The organism is Methanosphaera sp. BMS (assembly GCF_003268005.1).
In the GTDB taxonomy this organism is placed as follows: Archaea; Methanobacteriota; Methanobacteria; order Methanobacteriales; family Methanobacteriaceae; genus Methanosphaera.
This window is the reverse complement of the sequence record NZ_CP014213.1, coordinates 442716-467253: the sequence shown is the minus strand read 5'-3', so window position 1 is coordinate 467253 and position 24538 is coordinate 442716. Positions and strand designations below refer to the sequence as shown.

Sequence of the window (24538 nt, the reverse complement as noted above, 5' to 3'; positions counted from 1 at the left end):
CAGTAGTTAAAAAAGTATTTTGATGATTATCAAAACATATTTAGGTAAAAAATTCAATTATCATATTATTACATATACATGGAATCATTAAAAAATTCAAGAATCGGGTAAATCATATGATATAATAAAAAGTATATATTATAATTATATGAATAATATATTTAAGTATAAGAATAACAAACATCTTATTCAATATAATTAAAAGTAGATTTTAATCACTACAATGTTAATATAGCAATTGTAGAATATGGATATGAAAAATCCTATCGATTAAAAATATAAAAAAATATTAATATAATCTAAATGTTATCATATCATCCAAATCACAATCTTCAATATTTACCAATTCACCATCAATATATATTTTTAAATGATAAAACATCACATTGTCCCTAATTTTTTGAATTATGAATGGTGATCTCTTTTTATATCCAAATTTTTTGAGTAATGTTCGTAACTTGATTACTCTATATTTTCGATGATATAATAAAATCAAACGTGTAATCAAAAAGAAATTTGGAGAAAAATCATTTATAAATTTCTCATATTTCTCCAAATGATTGTTAATATCAATATGATGTTTAACCTGATTATCATATAATTCTTCATATGTTAAAAAACTTTGATACATCAATATTTCCTCTAGGAATAATTCTTGATTATCGTGATAATTCTTATTTATAAAAGAATATTCTTCACGATAAATTTTTTCAACTAAATTATTAACTTTTAGAAGATCATATTTTTCTTCATAGCAAAAATATGCTAATTGTTCTGGCGTATAATATTCAATCAATTTTATCTCCTTTAAGTCTGTTACATCCTCTACATAACAATTGTAAATTATCTTCTGTTGTTAGTCCACCTTCATTCATTGGTATTATATGATCTATTTCAAATCCAGCTTTATATTTTGAGTTTATACCACATTGATGACAAGTATATTTTCCGTTTTTATCTTTAGCATCTTCAAATATTTTCTCTTTAAGTTTCTCAGCTTCATTTGGTGCAAATTTAGATAATTCATATAAGGTTAGTTCTTCATATTTTTTAGTTCCGTAAATTATATTATGTACTTTTTTAGGTGATTTTAGTTGTTTAAAAATTTCATGTTGTATCAATGTTACAAATAAATCAAAGTTATTACTGTAAAATATATTTAAAATATTAATATCTGTTAAATCCCATTGTTCTTCTATATATTCCATTTGTTGAATTGGATCATATTTTTCTTGAATCATTTTTTCAGCTATTTTTGAGACATCTAAATTATTTCTATCTATCTCATCAAATGTATAAAATTCAGGAGTTAACTTCTGTGAAGCAAAATAATTTAATATTTCGCATATATCATTTTCATCATATGGTGGAATCATATCTTCATTGAAGAACTTTTCTTTAACATAATCTGCCATGACTTTTAAATCTTCTTCTTTGAGATATTCATCTTCAATACCAAATTCTTCAAATATTTCTTTATTATCCAATGATTCTAAGAATTGTGCATATGATGTACATGTACTATCATAAACCATAACCTGATAAGAATAATCTGTTCCTTCTTCCTTATCATATGAAAAAGAATACATTCCTATTGGAATACGTTTTTCAAATGGTACAGCATCAAGTTTACTAGTATCTATAGAATCATCAAGGATTTTAGCAAATTCTTCAATTTTACTAATAGCTATTATAGACATTTGACATGGTTTGGAAGCTTTAGGATCTTCAGGTAGTACATCCACATCATTAAATATTAATTCAGGAGTTACCCATGCAACTTTATCTTCCCATTTATCAACAAAAGATATGATATATGCTTCTTTTGTCCCACCTGCCTTAACTCCACGTAAAGCACGACCCACCATTTGCGTCATACGGATAATTGAAGTTGTGGGTCTTGTTAAAAATACAGTTTTTGTTTGTGGAATATCTGCTCCTTCAGTCAATATATTTACATTTATAAGAACTTCTAACTCATTATTTTTAAACTGATTTATTATTCTTTCATTACGTTCTTGATCTATCTTATATCCCATATCATTCTGAACACTTGAAATTATATAATTTGATTTAACACCATTTTTCTGGAAAACAGCATTCAATCCTATAGCATGATTCTGACTCATAGCAAAGACAATTGTTTGCCCATATTTACTTCTATTTTCAAGGTATTTATCAACTATAACCCTGTTACGAGTTCCATCATTATTCATTTTATCAATTAACTCTTTAGGTAGTTTATCCGAATTGTTTATTTTCTTTAATTCATCTGGTGATAAAGTAGGAATATCTAAGTTTGTATCTGTAGATTCTCTAATAGGGGTAGATAAGATTTCATTTTTCATCAAATCTTTTAATGGAATTCTATAACATATACCTTTCTTTTTTTCATTATCTTCAACATCTTTTCCCATAACTACTAGACCAGTATCTTCATCAATACCATCACAGAATATTTGACTTAATAATGCTTGTTCACGTTTTGCTGTTCTCATAGGAGTAGCAGTTAAACCAATAAGTTTAACATTAGTCACATTATCTTTGAAATATTCAATAATTCTTTGATAAGTTCTTGCAGTTGAGTGATGAGCTTCATCAATTATCAGGTATACTTCTGATTCATTTTCTATCCACTGATTAAGCTTTTCAAGATTCTTACCCGCACTATCTTTGCTGATTAATAATATATCATCATTTTCTTGAATGTTTACCATACGATCATGATTTTTATTACCAGAAATAATTCTAAAATTAAAACTAGAAATATTTGGAAGATATTCTTCATATGGATAATCTTTAAAAGTTTCTAATGCCTGTTCAATAAGCATTTGTCTATGTGCAATCCATATAACTTTTTTATGTTTATTAATAGCATTTCTCATAATCCAAGTAGCAGCAGTATATGTTTTACCACCACCCGTTGGAAGAACCAATAAAGTACTGAATGAATCATGTTCATTCATTTTATCCAAACTTTGTTTTGCCTCAATTTGATGTTGATATGAAGGTCGTAGATTTTTTCCTTTAATTTTGTTTATTGTACCATAACATGTTACTTCAACACTATTCTCCATTTTTATTAACTCCATGTTTTATATTATTAATATTTATATTTTCATAATATATATCTTATATGAAAAAAAGAAGATAACTGTCAATAAAATTTACTATTTACTGTGTTATTTAAGAAATCATACGATATAATTATGAATAGAATGTATACTTGTTTTTTTTAATTGGTTTTAAAATTATTCGTTGATATTACATCAAAAAAATAAATGAAAATAATCTTATTTAATCAGCCATTGTTACATATCCAACTATATTTTCACTTCCACATTTTGGACATTTACTAAACGTATATTCTAATGATAATTTCTTCTCACATTTAGGACAGGATATGTTTTCATAATCAACTTCTTCAATAAAAGTTTTTATAGTATTTCTAGGCCGTTTATGTTTCATGTATTCTTTAATTTCTTCTCCAAATCTTTTCTTATCCTCTTCAGAATACTCTTCATCAACCGTGTAAATTTTAACTTTTTTCTTACAATCATCACAGTAGGTTAATAATGCTTCTCCTCTCAAATCAGATTCATAAGATTCACGACTTGTTATCATTAAACATTCATTTTCAACTATTTCACCATCTTTACGGTATATTAAATAAAAATCTTCCCATTCAAAAGTATTTCCACAATTATTACACTTATAATCTACTATTTGTGCCATTTATTTTACCTCCATTATTATTACTAATTTAAAATATATATTAATTTTCATTATTCGAATAACCTCTCTACAAATTCTTCCTTTTCTTCTACCCAAGTGATAGATTCTATTCCATTCCATGTTGTTCCATAAGCACTATTACCTTCTCTTTTTATTAATACTACCCTAAATGGAAAGTCCTCTTTTATTCTTAATCTGATATTTGGATTTTTTGAATTAGAAAATACATAAAAAAAATCACCTTCTTGTTTGAAGTTATCAAAATCCACATCTCCCAGTTCTATGTTCATTATCGCTTCGCCGTAGCTCAGATGTGGGCTTAATTTTTCCAGTATATCTTTTATTTTTACCATTGTTTAAAACTCCTAAAATAATTAATGAAGGAATACTTATTAATCATACATCATCATCTCCACACATTTTAGTTCTCCATCACATTTTGGACATTTATCAAAACTATTTTGTATTGGTATCTCTTTATCACAGAATGGACAATTGATTTCTGATATTCCTTCATAATCTTTAGCAAATCCTACTAAACTGTTTTCATCTATTAGTTTTTCAATTTTTTCGTATGCTTCTTTTGTTGTATATTCTCTTAGTGGTGGTTTAATCGCATAAACTGTAGTATATTCCTGACAATAACCACAAAACATATTATAAGAATTACAATTTAAATTAAATTCCATTTCAAGGTCATAATCTGCCTTTAAAATAATATCTTCACCACAATTACAACATTTTACTTTCATTCCATCTTTAAAATCTGTATAATCTCCAAATATTATATTTGGTTTATGTTTATATTCTTCTATTATTTTATTTTGATCTATTGAGGGATATTCTGTTTTAACTTCTTCTATTAAATATAATTTTATATCTTTATCACAATCTCTACAGTAAGTTTCATATACAGAACCTTTAGCTACAGACCGTCTTTCTATTTGTGAAGTTAAAAACATTAATCCACTTTCTTCAATTCTATCATCACTCATCAAATAAAAGTATTGAAAATCTTCAACCCACTGTTTACCACATTTACTACAATGAAAATCTATTCTAGAACCCATAATTATCACCTACTTAATATTAGTTCAAAGTAATCATTTTATTTATATAATTTAATTTTTCTAATTTGTTTATAAAAGCATTAACTTCTCTTTTATCCAAGTGATATTCAGTATATAATCGTTCTTGTAAAATATTAATATTTTCTTCATTTGTATAACTATTTAAAATATAATGTTTGATGGCTAGTATTAATGTAACTGCATATTCATATAATACAGAATCATTCATATCATAATTAAAGCATTCTACGCCATATTCATATTCTTTTTTACATTTAGGACAATAATGTGTAGCGTTTTCATCACAATCAATATATTCCCCCAGTATCATATTTCTTCCCAAGAGTCTTTTTCCGTTAAATCCCTGAACTATATGACATAATTTTCCATTACATCCCTCTTTTGGACACCATATTACATCATTACGTGAAATGATTACATCAATCCAATCAAGGTAATATTTACTGTTCTTTTTAGCTTCTTTCATTCCCGCTTCTTTCCATATTTTCTTGATATTTGTTATGGAAGAAATTTCAGATGGATTATATTGTAACAATTTTTCATAGCAATAGATGGCTTCGGAATACTTTTTATTATCAGTTAATAATTCTGCAATGTCTGATATTTCACTTGTAATTCCATTCATGTTATCAGGTAATGATTTAATGAATTCATATGCTTTACCATACCATTTTAATTTATAAAGTAATCGCAGTTTTTGTTTTAATGCATCCTTATCATATTCATTAAGTTCTAATATCCTTTCATATAACTTTAAAGATACTGTTGGCTTAGAATAATATAAGAATTCAGCCTTTTTATTGAGTATTTGGATTGAATCCGGATTTCTTTCCAAAAGTAAGTCATAATAATTATACGCATAATCTCTAAAAACATAACCTATCGAATCAATTTTATTACACCAACCCATTGTATCTTCAGAATCAATATTAAATAAATTATCAAAAAATTCTTCGGGGTTAGTATTATTTGCTAAATTATTCGATAAATGATTATACCATGACTTTAATTCAACTTTGTCAAAACATACCTTTTTCCAAAATATCTCCAAAGATTTAGTATAACAAGTGTACATCTCTTCCAAATAAACATAATAATTTATAGGCTGAACATACATTCCATCAGGATAAACCCTATTTTGTTCTTTAATAAATTTATCATATAATTTTAATGCTTTAAATTCAAGACAAAGTATTTTATCATAATATAATCCTGATAACTTATGCTCATCATCTTCTAAATCAATCAATAAGTCATAACAGGACATGCAATCATCAAATCTTTTTAGATGTATTAATAAATTAATCTTTGAAGATAATATTTCTTCATCTATTTGATGATTTAGATAATAATCATAGCATTTTAGTGCTTCATTTATTTTATTTCTATAGGAGCATTCCTTAGCTAATGTAATGAAATATTTTTTGACTTCATTTTTTCTATAAATATCTGGAGATTTGAAGTAATCATCATATAATGATAATGCTTTATCAAGTTTATCTAATTCCAGTAATACCATACCATAATCTTCTACGATTTTATCATATTTTGGATTGTTTTGATACGCTTTTTCAAGGTATTTCTCTGATTCTTTGAAGTTTTTCAGGTGAAAATTTGATATTCCCATGAATCGAAGTGCAAACTCATTATCAGAGTTTATTTCAAGTATATCAGCACATGTTTCAATAACTTCAGGATAATCATCTTTTTTTAGTAATTCCTTAGTTTTATTTATTAAATTTTCTACTTTTGACATTTAAAATCACCACTTAATAAAATAAGAGGATAAAGAATTATTTCTTCATTAATTCTTCCAGTTGTCCTAGTTTTTCCATTAGCTCTGTTTCATAGGTCATGTTCAAGAGTTTGGTATAAAAGAATCTTGCTGCTTCATAGTCTTTATGTGCTTCACATTCTTCTGCTAAGTCTTTGATTGTTTTTACTACCTCTGGATTTCCACGTGGTGGCACACCACTTTCGGCTAGTTTAGTTATTATTTCTTCTTCTGTAAAGTTTACATCATATCCTTTGGATTCTATTTCTTCTACTTCTTTTGGTATTATACTTTCAAAAAACATGCTATTTAGGTATATTGCCACTGCTAATTCATATTTTTCCTTTCTGTAGAAGCAATCTGCTATTTTTCGGTAGCTTTCTGCTACTTCTTGGTATTGATATGCATATTTTAAGGATTCCATTGAGTATTTGAAGTATTCTTGTAGGTCTTTTTCATGTAGTTGTGCGAGCATTAGTAGTGTTGCTGTTGAAACTGGATTTATTTTTAGTGCTTCTTTAAAGATTTTTATTGCTTCATCGGTCCTTTCATGTTCTACTAGTAGTCTTCCATAGATATAGTATACATCAAACCATGGTGCATTTGGTGGTATTATCCTTACTTCTTTTTCAGGTTGGATGTATTTCATAAATAGGACTTCTTCAATTGGATTGTTGAAGCTATGATATTCATTTACATTATCATCAGAGAATGTTCTTGGATATTTTTTTAGGAAGTTTTCCAGTATATCCAATGCTTCATCACTTTTACTCTCATTGATATGGCTGATAACATCATTTAACATGCCGACTATTGGTTGATCTGTATCTACTGCTTTTTTGAATTCTTCCTGTTCTTCTGGAGTTAAGTAGTCCCATAGCATTCGTCCTAGTTCCCTGATTATCTCCTCTCCATATGCATGAGCTGCATAGTCATGCATTGCCTGTTGTATAATCTGTCGGTCATGTTGCCTGTCACCATTAAACTCGGATTTTATCATTTCTATTATATCCTCGAAACTGGATAGTGTTTTAAAACGGTTGCATGACTGGCAGTTGGCCTTGTTGCAGCGTGGATATTCATGGTTTTTTATTTTTTCTACGGTTTCCTCTATTTCTTTTTCCATGTTGAATATTATTTCATCTGTTAGGTCAAAGTGGTATTGTTTGTTGTTTTTTATTGTGTAGATTATTCCTTTTTTGATGTTGTAGTCTTTGTATTGTGGGTCTTCTCGTAGTGCTATTGCATAGATACTTAGTTGCTCCAGATACTTCTTCTTATCGGCCTCTTTTATTGGTTTTTCTGTTGTTTTAAAGTCTATTACTGTAATATCATTGCCTTCCTTGACTATTAAGTCAATTTTTCCGGTTAGGTTGTAGCCTGTTTTTATTACGTGGAATGGATATTCTGATGCCATTATATCCCATGTTTTTCCATCCTCGTCCCAGTATTTATGTATGGCTTCTTTAACCAGTTGGTATTCATGGTCTTCAGGGTCTATGTTACGATTGTAATGTTCTGTCTTGGCAAATATTTCATCTATCACGTCATCTGTCACTTCTTGACCGTTGATATGCCTCTGGTGTATCTGGTCGACTATTCCATGTGCTATTGTTCCCATGAGTACGTACTCGTTTGGTGTACTTCTGAATCCATAGTTATATTTAACGTTATAGTCATGTGGACATTGTCTGTAGTCTGAGAAGCTTGTATAACTTATATCAATAGTTTCTTCTTTAGGTGTATCATCTGTGCTTTCTTCAAAGTCATATGCTAGTGGAAGATCTTCATAGTTATCAGATGTTAAGTCTTTAAATGCAGGTATTTTTTCTTTCATCTGTTTTATAACTTCTGATGCTGGATTATCATTTTTATAAACCCAATCGGATAGTACGAGTATTCTTTTAGCCCTAGTCATTGCCACATATAATATTCTTTTTTCTTCCAGGCATTCTCTTATTAATTCATCCCGTCTTGTTCCATCCTTATATTTCAGGTATTCTATTGGGGTTGGAAATGTTGGCTGATGAAGGAAACTATCCCATGTTTTTGGTTCTTCCTGAGCTTTTTTATCCAAATCTTTTATATCATTGTAGGTACGTGTGATGTTTCCTACTATTACTACTTCAAATTGAAGTCCTTTGGATTTGTGTATTGTCATTATTTGTACTGCATCACGTTCTTCTTTTATTTCAGGCGTTGTTCTTTTATCAAGATTTGCAGACATATACCAGAATAATCCGTTTAAATCATGTTTCCATTCTATTTCTTCATAGTTTGCTATGGTTTGGCTAAGCAGTGCAAGGTTTAATAATATTCTCGTGTTTTCCTCGTTTTCTTGCTCGAATCGATTTTCTGTTATGCCTAGCATATCCAACAGTAAGTAGTATACTTCAAGTAGTGTGCTTTTATCTTTGTTGGCTGATTCTTGATTTTCTTTAAGATAGTTAAGATAGCCAAAGAATTTAAGGTCTTCTTCATCACTTATTCCCAAGTCTACCATTTCATCCATAGTCATGTGTCCTAGTGTAAATGGTCTTCCTGCTTCTTCAAATATTTGATCTCTTAGAGCATGTTCCTGTTTAAATATTTCATTATAAGAGTCTAATGATTCTATTTCTACATTATTTTCCTGATATATTCTACGTGCTACTTCCAAGACTTTTTGTTGATATTCACATTCCTTGTTTTTTAATATTTCTATTGTATTATCAGTTAATTTGAAGTATGGATTATCAAAACATGTTAAATTAAGCCAGTTTTGTTCCCATTTTGTTGGTATGTATTTATCACCGTCACTTTTTAAGTACCATAATAGTGTTATGATTGCCTTTACTTCATCACAGTCAGTTATACTTGTTGAAACCGGCATGTCGAATGGAATATCTTCTTTTTTAAGTTCCCTGATAATAGAAGTTAATGCATCATTGTTTACAGAACGCATTAATATTCCCACATCATTATAAGACTTGAGTTTTCCACTATTTTTAAGATATTTTATCAGACTTGCAATGTTATATCCCTGTTCATCCTTATTCTTATATGGTAATGAGTAAACAGCACTATCAAATGTATTTGCTGCTTTTAATTCTTTGTCCATTCCACGGTATGGTTGAATGTATTCTTCGTTAAATTCAACTATTTCTTTACCTGAGCGGTAGTTGTTTATTAAGATCTGTTCATCTGCTCCATATTTTTTTATGAAATTTGTAAAGTAATCTGGTACACTTCCACGGAATCCATAAATACTTTGATCATCATCTCCCACTATGGTAAATGATTCATAGTCATCCATGAAATGCTTGAATATTCTCATCTGTATAGGGTCAGTATCCTGAAACTCGTCGATGAGAATGTTCTTGAATCGACTGTTTAGTGCTATATCTGGATTTTCCTCGAGTAATTCCAGTGTTTTTATCTGTAGTTGATTATAGTCAAGATAATTATTTTCTTCCAATAATTCCAAGTATTTTGGATATGCCTCTGCCACTGCTAGATACTGGGCATTGGATGCACTTGTACGTAGTTCTTCATCGGCAAATATGTCCTCATATGGGTATTCAAAGTCCTTTCCTTCACCACAGCTGGCTATTAAGTCCAGGTATTCCTGGCTAACAGGATAATTTTCCCTGATATACTCGGTTAATTTAGGCGTGTTTACATTGAATGTGGAGTATTCATTGAATTTTTTTATTACACTACCTAGTTTACTTCCACTTATACGTGCTTCACGTTTTAATCCAAGCTCGTCACGATATCGCCTGATAAACATACTTTTTCTTTCATCAAAGTCATCATCCAATATGTTAAATCCACTCTTTCCTGATTCTCTTAAGAGTTCATTACAAAAGCTGTGAATAGTACTGATTTGCATCTTGTTTACTTCATGAATGTCAATACCATCTTTACTGTCACTTAATCTTTCTTTTAACTCATTTGCTGCCTCTCTGGAGAAGGTTATAATTAAGAATGATTCTGGCTTTGCACCATTTTCCAGTAAGTACTTTACACGTTCTATTAATACACGTGTTTTTCCTGCACCGGGACCTGCTGGAACCAGTAATTTGAATGGTTCATCATATGTTACTGCTTTTATCTGATATTCATCTAGTTTTACCATTTTATTCAGCCCACAATAATTTATTATTCTTAATATTGTTTATGTTAAATAGAAGTATTTAATATAATAAGATTTGATGATGGTTTTTAAAAATTGTTTATTGTAAAACTATTTAGAAATAAAAAATAGGGGTTTGCTAAAAAAAGTTAGTTATATTTCCTGATAAAATATAGTTTATATATTATTTGAAAATTCAGTTATTTATGTAAGTTATAGCACAGATACATTATAGATCCATAATAAAAAGCAATAAACATTATTTTCTAACATAAAATCTTAAAAAGAGGTTTTATTTAAGTATAATTTATTAAATAGCCAAATACTTAAATAAATATTTGTAATGTTAATAACTATCACATTTTTAGAATATGAAAAAAACTTTGATGAAATAAGTTTATATGAGTAATTTCAGATATATTATTAATATAAAGTATTATGGGGTGAATTTTTATGTCAAATAATTATAGTGTGAATGTGGAAGTTTTAAATGATAATAATTATTTAGAATTACCTTTTGATTTTATTAATGATTCGAAAATTACAACTAGTTTAAGTATGGTATGGTTTGTTCAAGTTGAGGAGGATTGCCTTAACTGTTATATTACAGATGTTGATTCTTTAAATAAGGATGTTTTTAATGTTTATTTTTCTGTTAATTCACTCATTAAAAAATATAACGAAAAGTATTATATTTATATTCCTGATTTTTTTATGAAATATATTACTGCTGATTATAAAATCTTTAGAAATATAACAGAAGACGTTGAATATTACAAAATAGGGGAGGATTTTTCATTAAATTATTTTGAAGAAAATTTTGATAATGAATCTATTGCCTTGTATTATAATAATATAATTAGACAGTCACATAACAGTTTTTCTTTGAATTTATCCTTGAATAATTTATTAAAGATTAATGATAATTTTTTAGTTTTATCATTATATAAACGAAATTCTGATTATTATGCAATTTATACTAAAGTAAATGAGTACGTTGATTTTCCGGATTTTAATTTGATAGAAAGAAAAATTATTAAAGTTTATGATTATAATGGCGTAGCTTCAATTGGTATTCCTATTCCTAGAAAAATTGCCGATTATTTAGGTATCCTCGATGATGAATATATTTTATTTTCATGTTATTTAAACAGGAATATGTTCTTCTTCAGAATTAATAAGATGGTGTGATTATGATAGTTTATAGTTGTATTTCAAAAGTTCTTGGAAATAAATCTTTTAACCTTAATTTAACAAGTGGTATTGTAGATAATTTGAAATATAGTTTATTACCTAACTTATTTGATATATGATTCAACCCATTTGTCAGTTGAGATTTCATTTACTTTTTCAGGAAAAACTTTCATGATTACTTGTTCTAAGTGAGCTTGATTTTGAATATATAACATTCTGATTTCTGCTTTAATTAGTCTCCAAACTTGTTCTATTGGATTTAAATGAGGTGATCTTGTTGGTAAAAATATAAGATCAATATTTAATATTTTGCAAATTCTAGATATGAATTTGGAGCTATGTGGTTTAAAATTATCTAAAATTAATTTAATTGGTTTTTCAGATTTTAATTCTTTTTTAATTTTTGATTCATTTAATAATACTTCTATGATCTTTTTATGTTTATTTCTGCGTTTTGTTATGTTGTTTAATAGTTGGTTTTTACAGTTTTTTCTGATTTTATCAGCTAATTTTTCAGTTGAATCATTTTTGTTTCGTTTTAATGATCTTTTTATTTTTGCTATAAAATCCTTTGTAGATAAGTTGTCTTCGATTATTAAATCATTTATTATGTCGTCTATATCCGTTACTTCGTCTAGTATTTGATCTAATTTATTGTAGGTTGATTTGTTGGTAATGTTTGATAATCTGATTTCCATGAATGATATTGCTATTTCTGGTGCTGTTGAAGATTTGGTTAAACATAGTACGGAATTTCCATTTATTGCTTGTCCACCAACTAAGTTTGACGTGATTTTGTTACCATTTACTATTTTGACATGTTCCATTCCTTGTTTAAATAATCCTCTACCTACATAGGGTTCAGTTAATACTTTACATTGGTCATAAAAGATTATTAAATCATCTTTTTTAACATCGTGTTTTTTTAAGTTTTTTTTAACTGATATTCAGCATCTTCTGGTGATTGTGAGAATTTTGGATAAATTTTAACATAAGAATAGCCCAATTTTCTTGCAATAACCCATACTTGTTTATAAGTATATTTAACTTTATATTCTTCTTCTATGAGCTTTTTAAGCATTTTTATATTCATTCTAGGGCTGTTTTGAATTTTTTCATCTAATTCTTTTAGTTGATATTGTGATAATTTTGAAGGCCTACCACCACCAAAGTTAGGTATTAATCCTTCAATACCTTCAGCTTCACATTTTTTTGCCCAACCATGAACTGTTTGATATTTAACTCCGATAATATTTGCTGCATGTTGAATAGTATTGCCTTCAGCAATTATTCTCATAGCAATTAATCTTTGATAATATCTGTGAGCTGTAACATATTCACTAATAGCTTCATCGAGTTTTGATTTAGATGTAACGTTCAGAACATTAATTTTACTTTTTCCTGCCATGTATAATACTATGTTTTTATTAGTATATAAAATCTATCATTTAAGTTTGGTAATGTACTATATTCAAGTTCTAAAGAGGATGTTTACTGGAATTTATGTGTGGATTCTCAAGATAATATTCAAAATATATTATCGTTTGAACAATTAAATAGAGATTATAACGTTATTAAAACTTTCAAGGTAAAACTAAATTCCGGTAATACTGTTAAAGTACCATCAATGGTAAATAATATATTTTCATTTACACACAAGGATCTTATAAAACTTGAACATGACATGGTTGATGATAAATCATATGTATATATCCTACCTTTAAATAATTCTGTTTGTATCGATGAAATTAAAAATAATTCCCTCCTTATAGATCAAAGCAAACTTATTCTCAAAGATCATATAAAAAGAATTGTTTTTCCAAAAAATTTACGTAAGGAAGTGAATTTGAATGCAAATGATTGGTTTGTTTTATCAGTTTATAAAAATTCACAACAAATGTTATATATTGAAATATTAAAACTTGATGATTTGATAAATAACAATTTAACTAATCAAGATGAACTAGTATATAGAATATCAGAGGAAGTATCTTTTAATTATAGTTCTTATTATTTTATTCCTGATGATATTTTAATGGATTTATTTAATATAAGATCTTATGAAATTGCTAAATGGAATTTATTACTGGATAAGACAGATATTATCCACTTAGAATTTGAGTAGAAGGAGGTTTTTATTTTGAATACTTGTTATTATTGTAATTGTGAAGTTTCTGATGATAAAAAGGTATGTGCAAATTGTAATAAAAAAATTAATGCTGTAAAAATTCTAAAAAAATATCCTAAAATAAAGGATCATGATTATTTTACAAAAAATCATCTTATCCAAGAAGGAATTGTTAATCCAATTACTATTCAATATAATTTGCAGACATTAGAAGAAGTAGGATTATTATTCAAAAATTATGATGTTTATCATTGGAAAAATAAGAAAGTATTGGAGATGTACATTCAAAAATATTCTGAAAATGATGAAACATCATTGAACTTATCTAATATGCATGAATATGGATGGGTAATATATAAGATAGTTGATAAAAACGTTTTAGACATACATGTATTTAAAGAATTTGAATTAGCTGATGAATTTAAGAAATCACAGGAAAATATTGATGATTACCGATTTTCTCGTGTAAAACAGTTAGAAGAAATTGTATATTACATTATTAATTTAAAAAAATTCTATGTGAATAAAAACGAAAAATCTGCCCTGAAAAATGTTAAGCTATATAATCAAGATGAAATCAGTCAATTATATGAAAATAACTTTGAACAAACAGAAAATCTAACATTTATTAAAGAAATTAAATATGAGGAAGTTATAAAAAGACTAAAAGAATTTATTCAAAATACTATTGAAGAAATAGATAGACCAACAGAAGATACCTATGTCTCATTAGATGACATATACAATAATTTTTCATTATATCTTAAAAACAGATACAATGAAAAGATTTCCAAAAAAGATTTCAATAATTATTTCACGTCATTATTATTCCAAACATACCCCTATGTAGATAGATTCCATGATAATAATAGAACCTATTTTAATATTAAACTAAATTATGTTGAAGAGGAAGATAAACAAAAAACTAATAAAAACGAAAATATTCACATATTATCTGAAGATGAAGATAATAATCAAAGAAGATTAAGTGAATTATTAGATAAACTCTTGAAAAAATCAGAAACAAAGCAGATACATTACAATGATTTATATACCACATTAAAAGAACGATTAATGAAAGAATATCAATTAAAATTGGAACAGGATACCTTTTTCAATACATTGAATAAGTTTACCCATGAAAATAGGATAACAAAACAGATTATTGATGGTAAAATTACTTATAATCTTGAAATTATTTCCGAAGAGGACATTACTGATACCATAGAAACAGAAGAAACGGAAAATATAGAAACAGATCTTTTAACCAAAGAATATGCTGAAAACACTTTAATAATAATTAAATGTCAAATCGAAATAAATAAATATGACACATTACTTGATTTACTATATTATACCAGAAAATATACGGATAATATTTCAATACATAAAGTAAATTCAGAAAAAATGGATGTGACAATAGAATTAACAGTAAATAATGAAGATAAAGAAGAATTATTTGAAACAATTAAATTATAAATAGAGCATATTAGGATATTCCATAATTAATACATCCATAGACTATCCATATAATTTTAGAAAACATTTCCCCATTAAACTTTAATTCCTCTTCCCCCATTTTTCCACATTATATTATAATAAAGTTAATATATACTAATATTACCCAAAATAAGAGAACTATACATTAAACATAGATATATCCTGTTTATAGTTAATATTATAAAAGATTAATAATGTTTAATCTAATTTTAAAGTAGAAATGTTAAGTTTATGATTTTTTAGATAACATTCATACATTAAATGTACAGGTAACATTATTATCTGAATATCTTCTAATCCAAGGGAATTTAATATTTCCAGTGTTACTTTTCCCTCATTAGATATATCTGTTTTTTGTGTTGGAAATAAAAAGGCATTTTTTATTGTTTTAAATCCATGATCTTGTATAAATTCCTTAAAGGCTAGTTCATATAGGTATTGTTTAGTTATAGATTCTAGTCCGGGTTGACCTGTAATTACATCATCTAGTTTTAAATCATAATATTTTGCATCCAATATGGTAAACTTATCATCTTTAATTGTTACAATATCTGGGATGAATGTGTCACTTTCTCTGGGAGCTTTATCATTTAACATCCAAACAGGTCTTTTTATGACATTTAATAATTCATCATCAGCATCATATTTTTCATTTAAATGTGTTGGTAATTTTAATTTAGATAGTTTTTTGTTTAATTTATCATTAAATACGAATTTGCATATTTTTTCCCATACATCATGATATGCTGTTGTACCATACAAGACTAGATTGTCATTTTCATTAAAGATATTTTTGTTTGATAGGTATGAATACATTACCTGTAATAATTTTCGTTTATGTGTATTAAATTCAATATTTAACTCTTTTTGTAACCTGTTTAATATGAAATCCAATTGTCCAAAATCTTCAAGTGAATTTTCACTAAGCTCAACTGGTGTTAAATCAAATAAATCCAATAATTCTCTTTTTTCAAGATACTTGGAACATTCTGTTATGATATATTCATGTAACATTCTGAAATAGTCATACAAATCATTGATTTTATATTTAGTATCAAGCTGGGTGTAAAAAGGCTTGTCTTCTATTAAATATGCCACATTATTATTTACTGTCCTATCCCAATCAATTTCTCCATCTCCATTTTCTTCAAGTATGTTACGAATTCTCGTGTATACACCATTTTCATAATAATCCTCAATGAAAAATAGCATCATTGGAAGTAGGTTGAATGAAATATTTTCTATTTCAATATCATCATAGCTCACATCTTCATTTGATGCTTCATATTTTTTAATGACATTTATTACCTGTTTAAAATCATCTTTTATATTTTGCTTGTCATGAATGTACTTTGGAAAACAATTTATGACCATATCATCCACTATAATTACACCCACATAATGGAACTGATATTGGCCTGTACCTGCATCATATTTGACAATGCTATGATAAGACAGCTTTTCTTGAATGTCTTCACCCAACAAATCATTTAGGTATCCTATTGAGTAATGTTGCAATTGTCTAACATAGACTGAATCCATAAATTAATCTCCATTATCATCAATAAACTGCTCAGTAATATTGTTACAGAAAATCTCCACACCTTTTCGGTCAAACTCATCACATATACGTGAATAGATATAGTTACCTTTATTACCTACTCCTGAAAACAATATGTTTCTCTTAGATCGTGCAACATCCTCAAATAGATACATTAAAATCTTATTCTTAAATGTTTCCTTAAACTCATCTATAGGTATGTTTTCCCCCACATATTCATCAAAGGCAAAGAATGGACCAATCAACTTATCTTCATTAATCTTATAATTTAGCAATTCCTCGTTGATTGCTTTTCTTAACTCATTCCATGAAATTTCATTACCGTTTAAATTTACAGTCATGTCCGTTATTAAATCCTCATTATTATCTATACCAAAATACTTGAATTTCCATCTTCTCTTAAATGCAGTGTCCATAGGAAATACTCCCTGATCAGCACTGTTCATTGTTGCCCATATAAACATATTGGAGGGTATCATAATTTTCTTATAATTTTCATCTAACTCCATCTCCATATATTTTTTAATATCTTCTGATGCTTCAATTGGATAACGTGAAGAGCCCGTCTTGTCACGATCTAATAATTGGAATACATCCCCAAATACTGCTGCAACATTGGCACGATTTATCTCTTCAATTATCAATAGATAATTTTCACCAGGATTTCGATAAGCTTTAACAAGTGTTCTCATGAAAGGACCGGGAACATAGTCATAGGATATACCATTTTCTGATGATACTGGTTTATATGAACCAACAAAGTGTGCATAAGAATAATCAGGATGGAATGTTACTCTTTCATAATTGTCATCATTTAAAATAAGCTTTTTTCTATCCTTATTTAATGTATAACTTTTTCCTGTACCTGGTGCTCCAAAGTATATTATGTTTCTACTTAAAGAGTTATCTGTGACGATTTGTTGTTCTGGAATCTTTTCTTGTGGAATTTTATCCTCAAATTGACGGATAGTATTGATGATTCTTTTATCAGTTATTTCATATAATGTATCCCTTAGAAATTTAGAATTTTTCAGTTTATATTCCTCTTCAAGTCTATACCAATTAATTCCATCTCTTAACTGATAAAAAGGATCCTCTGTGGAATTATCAATTGTTTCATCATAGAAATATTTTGATTCTTCTGTTACTCGACCAACTGCAATGATAGTAGTTAATCCTCTTCTTATGCAAATGATATCCCCTGCTTTAATATCTTTATAAATACCATGTAATGATCTTAATGCTGAGGTAGGTTTCATCTTTAACTTTTCATTCTTCTTTATTATATCTGCGATAGCAACATCAAAATTATCTTCATATTGGTTTAAGTCCCCAAGATAATTCCATCCCATAGCCATGAGCGAATTATCATAGCATAAATCGGCCCTATTAGCCAATATACCTGGAGTAAAAGCCCAGTACTTAATAAAGTTTTTTCCAACCAAATTACGTTTATCAAATTTATCGGTCCACATATGATTTTCCCACTTATAAAACAAACTTACTATGGATTCATCAAATAAGGAATAAAACTTTATTCCAGATTTTTTGGATAATAAATATAACTGTCCATCATTTGCCCAAAAATCATTTAAAGGTTCTAAGGAAAATTTTCTAATCATATCCTTCTTCATTTCATCCTTATGACATATAGGTATATATTCTGGGAAAATAATGGAATAATACTTGTGAATCCATGAATTAGTAGGCTTAACAGGACAATTACTGAAGATTTCCTCTAATTTTTTACCTAACTTAACATAATCCTCAACCGTATTCAATGCAGTATTCCTTATGTAATTAGCACCATCAACCATTGCATCACGTATACGTGTAGCTATCTCAATAGATTCATCATCACTAAGTATTTTATTCTTTTTAGAAGAACCAGTTGCCCATTGGCCACTTTCCTTTTTAAACAAGCTAAACTTATATGCAGTTCCGCCACGAATACCCCCACAAAAACTACGATATTCAGGAGATGCCTCTATAAGATAACATAAATTATTTCTATCACCATCATGCATAAATATTCTATCACGTGCCTCTTTGCCATCCAAGTTTTCCAATATTTCCGGAGAAAACATGTCATAGAAGAATTTATATTTTTCTTCAAAGTTATCTATTGAAAAATCCCCCAGATTGTTTTCATCCAAATAAGTTCTAATTCTGTTAGCAAGTAAATCATATTGATTATCCATTAAAATCACCGTAAACTTTGTTAAATAATAATATGTAAATAAATTATAATATAATTTTTTTTTAAACAATAATTATAATACAATAATGACTCGATAAGTTTAGTTTATTTGTAATTGCAAATTAATAGATTCCTTAAGTATCCAATCCTAATTAAACACTTCTTGAATTAAACAAATAACGAGTTATTTTTTTAACAAAGGAATTTTTAAGTTTTATTTTAGAAATAGACAAAAGTTATATTTCAAAAAATGAAATAAAAGAAACTTAAATCAATTATGTAAATAATAATCTAATAAAAATATAGTTAAAACTAGTAATAAACTGTAATATTCAGTTTATCTATTATCAAAAAGTAGATTGATAAAAGATAACAAGTAGTTTATCTTAATAACCTACTTTATTATCTAAATCGGCTCTGCGTTTAAAGTTACCTCTACCATATTCAACATAGACTTCCCCTGTTGATTTTTTTCGGTATGTTCCTTCTCCTACGCCAACATATTCTCCACTACCTTCTGGATCACTTACATAAAATGTATCACTGCCTGATTTTTTTGAAGTTGAACTGCTTTTTTTAGTCGTTGATTGGGTCTTTTTAGTGGTTGTTGTTGTGTTGTTTGTATCATTGGTGTTGTTTAATGATGTTAAGTTTACCGTCAGGTTTTCTGTATTTGGATGTATGTCTGTTTTGTTTAATGTTTTTAGTATGTGTGACATTGTTTCATAATTGTCTGCCGTGATTACTATCATTTGATATGCGGTTAAGTCATAGTATGTGTATTTTCCGCTTTGGTTTAGTACTGTCTTATTTTCTATTGTGGTATTGTTTCCTATGTTGAATCCTACCTGTGCTCCTACATCACCTGCTCCTGTATAGTTGGTTTCATTTAGATTGATTAATGCATATGATTTTATTGTTATGTTGTTTTCTTTATCCTCATATGTTCTGTAGTTGTTATTTATCATACTTATTTCTGCATTGCTTTTTGGTACTTCCATTTTGTATCCGTTTAGTTCTATTTGTTTGTATTGTGGTGTAAGTAGCACATATGCAGCTGCAGAGGCTACAAGAATTAGTGCCAGTACTCCCATTAGCAGGATTTTGAAATTTTTTCTCATACTTTTTTCCCTCCTTTATATTAAATTATATTATCCTAATGGTAATAAATAATTTCATATTATATTGGAGATATTATTATCTTTTAGAATATTTGGGAAGTTGACATATATAAACTGAAAAATTAAATATATTATATAGAAATTATATTGTTTGAAATAATTATTTGATGATTCGTATGGATAATTGGAGATATATGTATAGTAAAAGCATCCTGGAAAAGGTTGAGAATTTTAAGGGTAAAATTGTGGATATTGAACATACACCTCAGTCAATTAAGGGAAAGGTTAAAACAAGTCGTGAGTTTAATGTGGAGTTATTGCTGGAAGAGGATTTGTTTCTTGATGTGTTCTGTTCATGTTCAAGTAAATCACATTGTTTGCATGAAGCCATATTTTTGAAGTTTATCGATGAATATCCAGAGTTATTAGAAGATCATAGAAAGTATTATGATAAGAATGAATCAGTTTTGAATGTGGATACTGAGAATATATTAAAAAATATAAGTCAAACAAAGATTAATTCGTTTCTTAAAAAGGAATTTAGAAATAATCCGAAGTTTAAGTATGATTTTATTAAACACTTCCAGACTAATTCATTGATTGATAAGAAGGAATATGAAAAGAAACTTAATCGAATATTTAATAATGCTAAGGCTCCCGGTTTTAGCTATGGTGGTTATTATGATATGAATTCTCTAGCTAAGCCATTGAAACAGTTTATGAGAGAGGATATTAAGAAATTAGTAAATCTTGAGGAATATGAGTTCGCATGTAAGTTGCTTAATGATATTATGGACAAACTGGATGATGAAGTTTACCTAGAATTCAATTCATTTCATAATGCTATTTACTACTACGAGGATTATGCAGACATTCTGCTTAATCAAAAGTTATCTGCCAATTCAAGAAATACTATGCGGAAACATTTAAGTAGATTTAAATTCTTTGGATTCTAGATTTGGTATACTTTCATGATTTATTTATGTGGAAAATCCATCATTGATAGGTGGTTATCTTCAATAATTTATATTACAAATTGTCATCAATGTCTACTGTAGTGATTTAAATATCTTTTTTACTTATAGTAATCCATTGTTGAAAAAGGGGGTGGAGGTTAGGGTTTTATTTGGTTACTTTTATGGTTGTCGTGGTATTTCTTTGGCTTTTATATGCGAGTCTGTCCTGTGTTACTATCTCTATTGTCTTATAGTTGGTGTATGATGGTATGTCAATGTTCTGGATGTTGAGTATTCCATCTGTTGAATAGTAGTACCTTGCTTGTGTACCGTTTTTGAGGCTGATGCCGTTGATTTTTATTACGCACTTGTTTGGTCCTTTAACGATATTGCCCAGGTAGTCCCTGATTGTAGCGGTGAGTGACAGTTTATGTGTCTTGGCGTTTACGGTAGCGTTTGTTATGGTTATGGTGATGTTTGATCTTTCTACCTGGAAGTACGTCGTGTTTCTTATGTCTTCCTGGTAGTTTTTGTTGTAGAAACCGGCGAGTATGGTGTGATTTTTTGGTGTCATGGTCTTGCCGTCTGTTACACCGGATAGTCCCAGTGGTATTGTGTATTGGGTGGTAGCGGTACCGTTTACTATTTTTACTTTGAGCATTGCTCCTTTTGTGTCTTTTAGTGTGATGCCGTTTACCTTGAAGTAGACGAATTGGTCATTGAATGCTGTCAGGTTGGTTGATTTTTTACCATTGGTGGTATCATATACTTTTGCTATTAGTGTTAGCACCTGTCCCTGTTTGATTGTTTTTACGTTGGTTGATACTACTATGCTGGCGTTACGTTGTATTATTTGTATTTTGGCCGTGCTGCTGGCAGAGGCGTTATACAGGTCTGTTCCGATGTAGTGTGCTGTGAGCTTGTCGGCATTTCTCATATCCAGGTCGGGTTTTATCGTGGCAGTGGCTGTTCCATTGGCTACTTTGACCTTAAGTGGATTATTGCTGCCGGTTAGTTTTCCGTTGTCTTTTATGGTTACTCCGTTTAGTTTGAATATCAGGTTTCCTTCATTAACTTTTTGATTATTTGTATCGGTTACTGTTGCCTTTAATGTTAGTTTTTCTCCTATTATTCCATTATTTGTTTGTACTGTTGTCTTTGTATACTTTATTCCGTCGTCAAATATATTGTTTATTATTGTTACATCGGCATATGTTCTCGTGTATATTGTTCCACTATATTTAGATGTTTCCGCGTTGGTATTGTTTGATGTTGTTGCATATACCGCCTTTATTATGGCTTTTCCATCGACTTGTGCCTTGTTTGTCTGGAATGTGTTTTCTTCGATTGATGCTTTTCCATGATTATAGATTGCCGCTCCATTGATTGCGGTATTATTGGTGAATATGCTTTTTGTCATGTTGAAGTTACTTCCATTGTGGAATATTGCCCCTCCATATGTGGCCTTGTTGTTTGCCAGTATAGAGTTGGTTATGCTAAGGTTTCCCTCATTGTATATTGCCCCACCGGATGGTGCCGTATTGTTTGTGAAGGTGGTGTTGTTGATGATTAAATCTCCCTCATTGTAGATTGCTCCTCCAAGTGTGTTATCCTCATATTCTCCCTTAACTGTATTGTTGTCTAATAATGAATTGTTTATGGTCATCTTACCCTCGTAATTGTATATTGCTCCACCGGCGGCATCATCATTAACCGAGTATAGTTCATAATTTTTTAATATAGAATTATTTATGGTCATGGTACTATACATGTTATGTATTGCTCCACCGGTAACGTCAAATCCACTCCACATAGTACCATTATATACATATTTACTGTTTTTTAGCGTGCAATTATTTAGTATTATATTGCCGTAATAGTTGGATATTGATGAGTTGTTGTTTAGTGTGGAGTTGTTTATCGTCATTTTTCCATGATCATTGTCTATTGTGTCATTGTTTATCCGGCTGTCTGTCATGGTCAAAGTACCGTTACTACATATTGCGATTATATTATTTTTTAGTGTGGCGTTATTGATGATTAGATTACCCTTGGAGTTATATATTGCTCCATTATTATAAGTTGACATACGTGATTCCTTAACTGCGGTGTTGTTATTTACCGTCATATTTTCCATTGTCAAATCCATGACGTTATATATCGCTCCTCCATAGGCATAACCATCATAACTGGAACCTGCGTTGCTGTTAGCCCTGTTGTTATTCAAGGTAGTGTTTGTTATGGTTGCTTTTCCACCCGTGTATACTGCTCCCCCGTTACCGTTATATCCTAATACGGAGTTGTTGTTTAGTTTACACGCACTTATTGTGAGTTTACCGTTGTTGTTGTATATTGCTCCACCAGAAGCATCTCCAGCCCATCCATCAGTACGTACCTGATTGTTGTTGAGTGTAGAGTTGCTGATGTTTAAAATACCCTTATCGTTGTATATTGCTCCACCATAGTTATCTTTTCGATTTATATCATCGTAGGCAATGTTATTGCTCAGTACAGTATTATTTATGATTAGTTTACCATTGGAGTTATATATTGCTCCACCGTTATCCGTTGAATAACAGTTGATAATCTTAACGTTGTTTATTGTTACATTAGCTGATTCGATTCTGAGGAATTGATAGTAGTTACTCCCGTCAATCGTTTTTCCGCCTCCGTTTATTGTCACTGTTTTTATTGCTTCGTTGAGTTCTGTGTTGCCTTTTAGTTTGACGTTTGATTTGATGTTTAATGTCAGCCTGTCATATACGTCACTTGTTAGCACGCTGTGTAGTGTGTCATAGTCATTTACATCATATGTTTTACCTGCGGTTTTACTATTCTTTTCTTCTTTTACTATTTTCTTACTTTCTTTTGGTTGGCTTGTTACACTTTCCTCTACAGTTGCAGGTGTAGTATATTGTGCTACCCTATCGCTTGAATCTAACGTATCATCACCAAGTGTTTCATCTGAAACACCGGTAGCACTTACTGCACCCATAAGTACTACAAGCAGTGCAACCAACAGTATTATCTTCCTGGTTTTCATATCCAATCTTCCTTTAAAGTTTATATTTTTTAATATTAGAATCCTTATATTTTGAATAACATAAGTTAATTAATGTTTTTTCTTAACTAATACTTATTTTTATCCAATATTAAATTCA

17 protein-coding genes are annotated in these 24538 nt (G+C 28.9%); 4 read left to right on the top strand and 13 right to left on the bottom strand.

What is annotated here, in order from left to right:
- Window positions 1–289: 289 nt before the first annotated feature.
- The 7 genes from AW729_RS01505 to AW729_RS01475 all read right to left on the bottom strand — a co-directional run bounded on the left by AW729_RS01505 (window position 290) and on the right by AW729_RS01475 (window position 10720).
- On the bottom strand, window positions 290–796 hold the full coding sequence (locus AW729_RS01505; protein ID WP_112123420.1) for a hypothetical protein: 507 nt from the start codon (window positions 794–796) through the stop codon (window positions 290–292).
- Window positions 789–3077, bottom strand: a complete 2289-nt coding sequence (locus tag AW729_RS01500; RefSeq protein WP_162685724.1) for a DEAD/DEAH box helicase family protein — start codon at window positions 3075–3077, stop codon at window positions 789–791. Before AW729_RS01500 ends, AW729_RS01505 begins: the two co-directional genes overlap by 8 nt.
- Before the next feature lie 220 nt (window positions 3078–3297).
- Entirely contained in the window at window positions 3298–3735 is a 438-nt protein-coding gene (locus AW729_RS01495; protein WP_112123418.1) for a hypothetical protein, read from the bottom strand.
- A gap of 50 nt (window positions 3736–3785) precedes the next feature.
- A complete protein-coding gene (locus tag AW729_RS01490; RefSeq protein ID WP_112123417.1) occupies window positions 3786–4088 on the bottom strand; it encodes a hypothetical protein in 303 nt (100 codons plus the stop codon).
- Window positions 4089–4127: 39 nt separating this feature from the next.
- Window positions 4128–4805: a hypothetical protein gene (locus AW729_RS01485; RefSeq protein WP_112123416.1), complete on the bottom strand. Its 678-nt coding sequence runs from the start codon at window positions 4803–4805 to the stop codon at window positions 4128–4130.
- Between the two features lie 19 nt (window positions 4806–4824).
- Window positions 4825–6582, bottom strand: coding sequence for an IBR domain-containing protein (locus AW729_RS01480; RefSeq protein ID WP_112123415.1), 1758 nt, complete (start codon window positions 6580–6582; stop codon window positions 4825–4827).
- A gap of 37 nt (window positions 6583–6619) precedes the next feature.
- Entirely contained in the window at window positions 6620–10720 is a 4101-nt protein-coding gene (locus AW729_RS01475) for a UvrD-helicase domain-containing protein (RefSeq protein WP_112123414.1), read from the bottom strand.
- A gap of 450 nt (window positions 10721–11170) precedes the next feature.
- Between AW729_RS01475 and AW729_RS01470 the strand changes: the two genes are divergently transcribed.
- A complete protein-coding gene (locus AW729_RS01470; RefSeq protein WP_112123413.1) occupies window positions 11171–11908 on the top strand; it encodes a hypothetical protein in 738 nt (245 codons plus the stop codon).
- A 107-nt stretch (window positions 11909–12015) separates the two neighbouring features.
- On the opposite strand, the gene AW729_RS01465 is transcribed toward AW729_RS01470, so the two are convergent.
- Together AW729_RS01465 and AW729_RS01460 are read right to left on the bottom strand one after the other, a co-directional pair.
- Window positions 12016–12738: a transposase gene (locus AW729_RS01465; RefSeq protein ID WP_112123412.1), complete on the bottom strand. Its 723-nt coding sequence runs from the start codon at window positions 12736–12738 to the stop codon at window positions 12016–12018.
- Window positions 12739–12836: 98 nt separating this feature from the next.
- Window positions 12837–13319: a helix-turn-helix domain-containing protein gene (locus AW729_RS01460; RefSeq protein WP_112123411.1), complete on the bottom strand. Its 483-nt coding sequence runs from the start codon at window positions 13317–13319 to the stop codon at window positions 12837–12839.
- 99 nt (window positions 13320–13418) lie between these two features.
- Here AW729_RS01460 and AW729_RS01455 point away from each other — a divergent pair, with 99 nt between their 5' ends.
- Together AW729_RS01455 and AW729_RS01450 are read left to right on the top strand one after the other, a co-directional pair.
- Window positions 13419–14036 carry a hypothetical protein gene (locus AW729_RS01455; RefSeq protein ID WP_112123410.1) on the top strand — a complete coding sequence of 206 codons (618 nt, stop codon included), beginning with the start codon at window positions 13419–13421 and terminating at the stop codon, window positions 14034–14036.
- Between the two features lie 15 nt (window positions 14037–14051).
- Window positions 14052–15518: a hypothetical protein gene (locus AW729_RS01450; RefSeq protein WP_112123409.1), complete on the top strand. Its 1467-nt coding sequence runs from the start codon at window positions 14052–14054 to the stop codon at window positions 15516–15518.
- A 219-nt stretch (window positions 15519–15737) separates the two neighbouring features.
- Here the strand turns inward: AW729_RS01450 and AW729_RS01445 are convergent, their stop codons facing one another.
- The 3 genes from AW729_RS01445 to AW729_RS01435 all read right to left on the bottom strand — a co-directional run bounded on the left by AW729_RS01445 (window position 15738) and on the right by AW729_RS01435 (window position 20421).
- Complete coding sequence (locus tag AW729_RS01445) at window positions 15738–17081, bottom strand: LlaJI family restriction endonuclease (RefSeq protein ID WP_112123408.1); 1344 nt, start codon at window positions 17079–17081, stop codon at window positions 15738–15740.
- A 3-nt stretch (window positions 17082–17084) separates the two neighbouring features.
- On the bottom strand, window positions 17085–19301 hold the full coding sequence (locus AW729_RS01440; protein ID WP_112123407.1) for an McrB family protein: 2217 nt from the start codon (window positions 19299–19301) through the stop codon (window positions 17085–17087).
- A gap of 385 nt (window positions 19302–19686) precedes the next feature.
- Window positions 19687–20421 (bottom strand): hypothetical protein, encoded by a 735-nt coding sequence (locus tag AW729_RS01435; protein WP_112123406.1) that lies wholly within the window; start codon window positions 20419–20421, stop codon window positions 19687–19689.
- Between the two features lie 245 nt (window positions 20422–20666).
- Here AW729_RS01435 and AW729_RS01430 point away from each other — a divergent pair, with 245 nt between their 5' ends.
- A complete protein-coding gene (locus AW729_RS01430) occupies window positions 20667–21377 on the top strand; it encodes a hypothetical protein (RefSeq protein ID WP_162685723.1) in 711 nt (236 codons plus the stop codon).
- Between the two features lie 166 nt (window positions 21378–21543).
- On the opposite strand, the gene AW729_RS01425 is transcribed toward AW729_RS01430, so the two are convergent.
- Complete coding sequence (locus AW729_RS01425; RefSeq protein WP_112123404.1) at window positions 21544–24420, bottom strand: Ig-like domain-containing protein; 2877 nt, start codon at window positions 24418–24420, stop codon at window positions 21544–21546.
- Window positions 24421–24538: the final 118 nt, after the last annotated feature.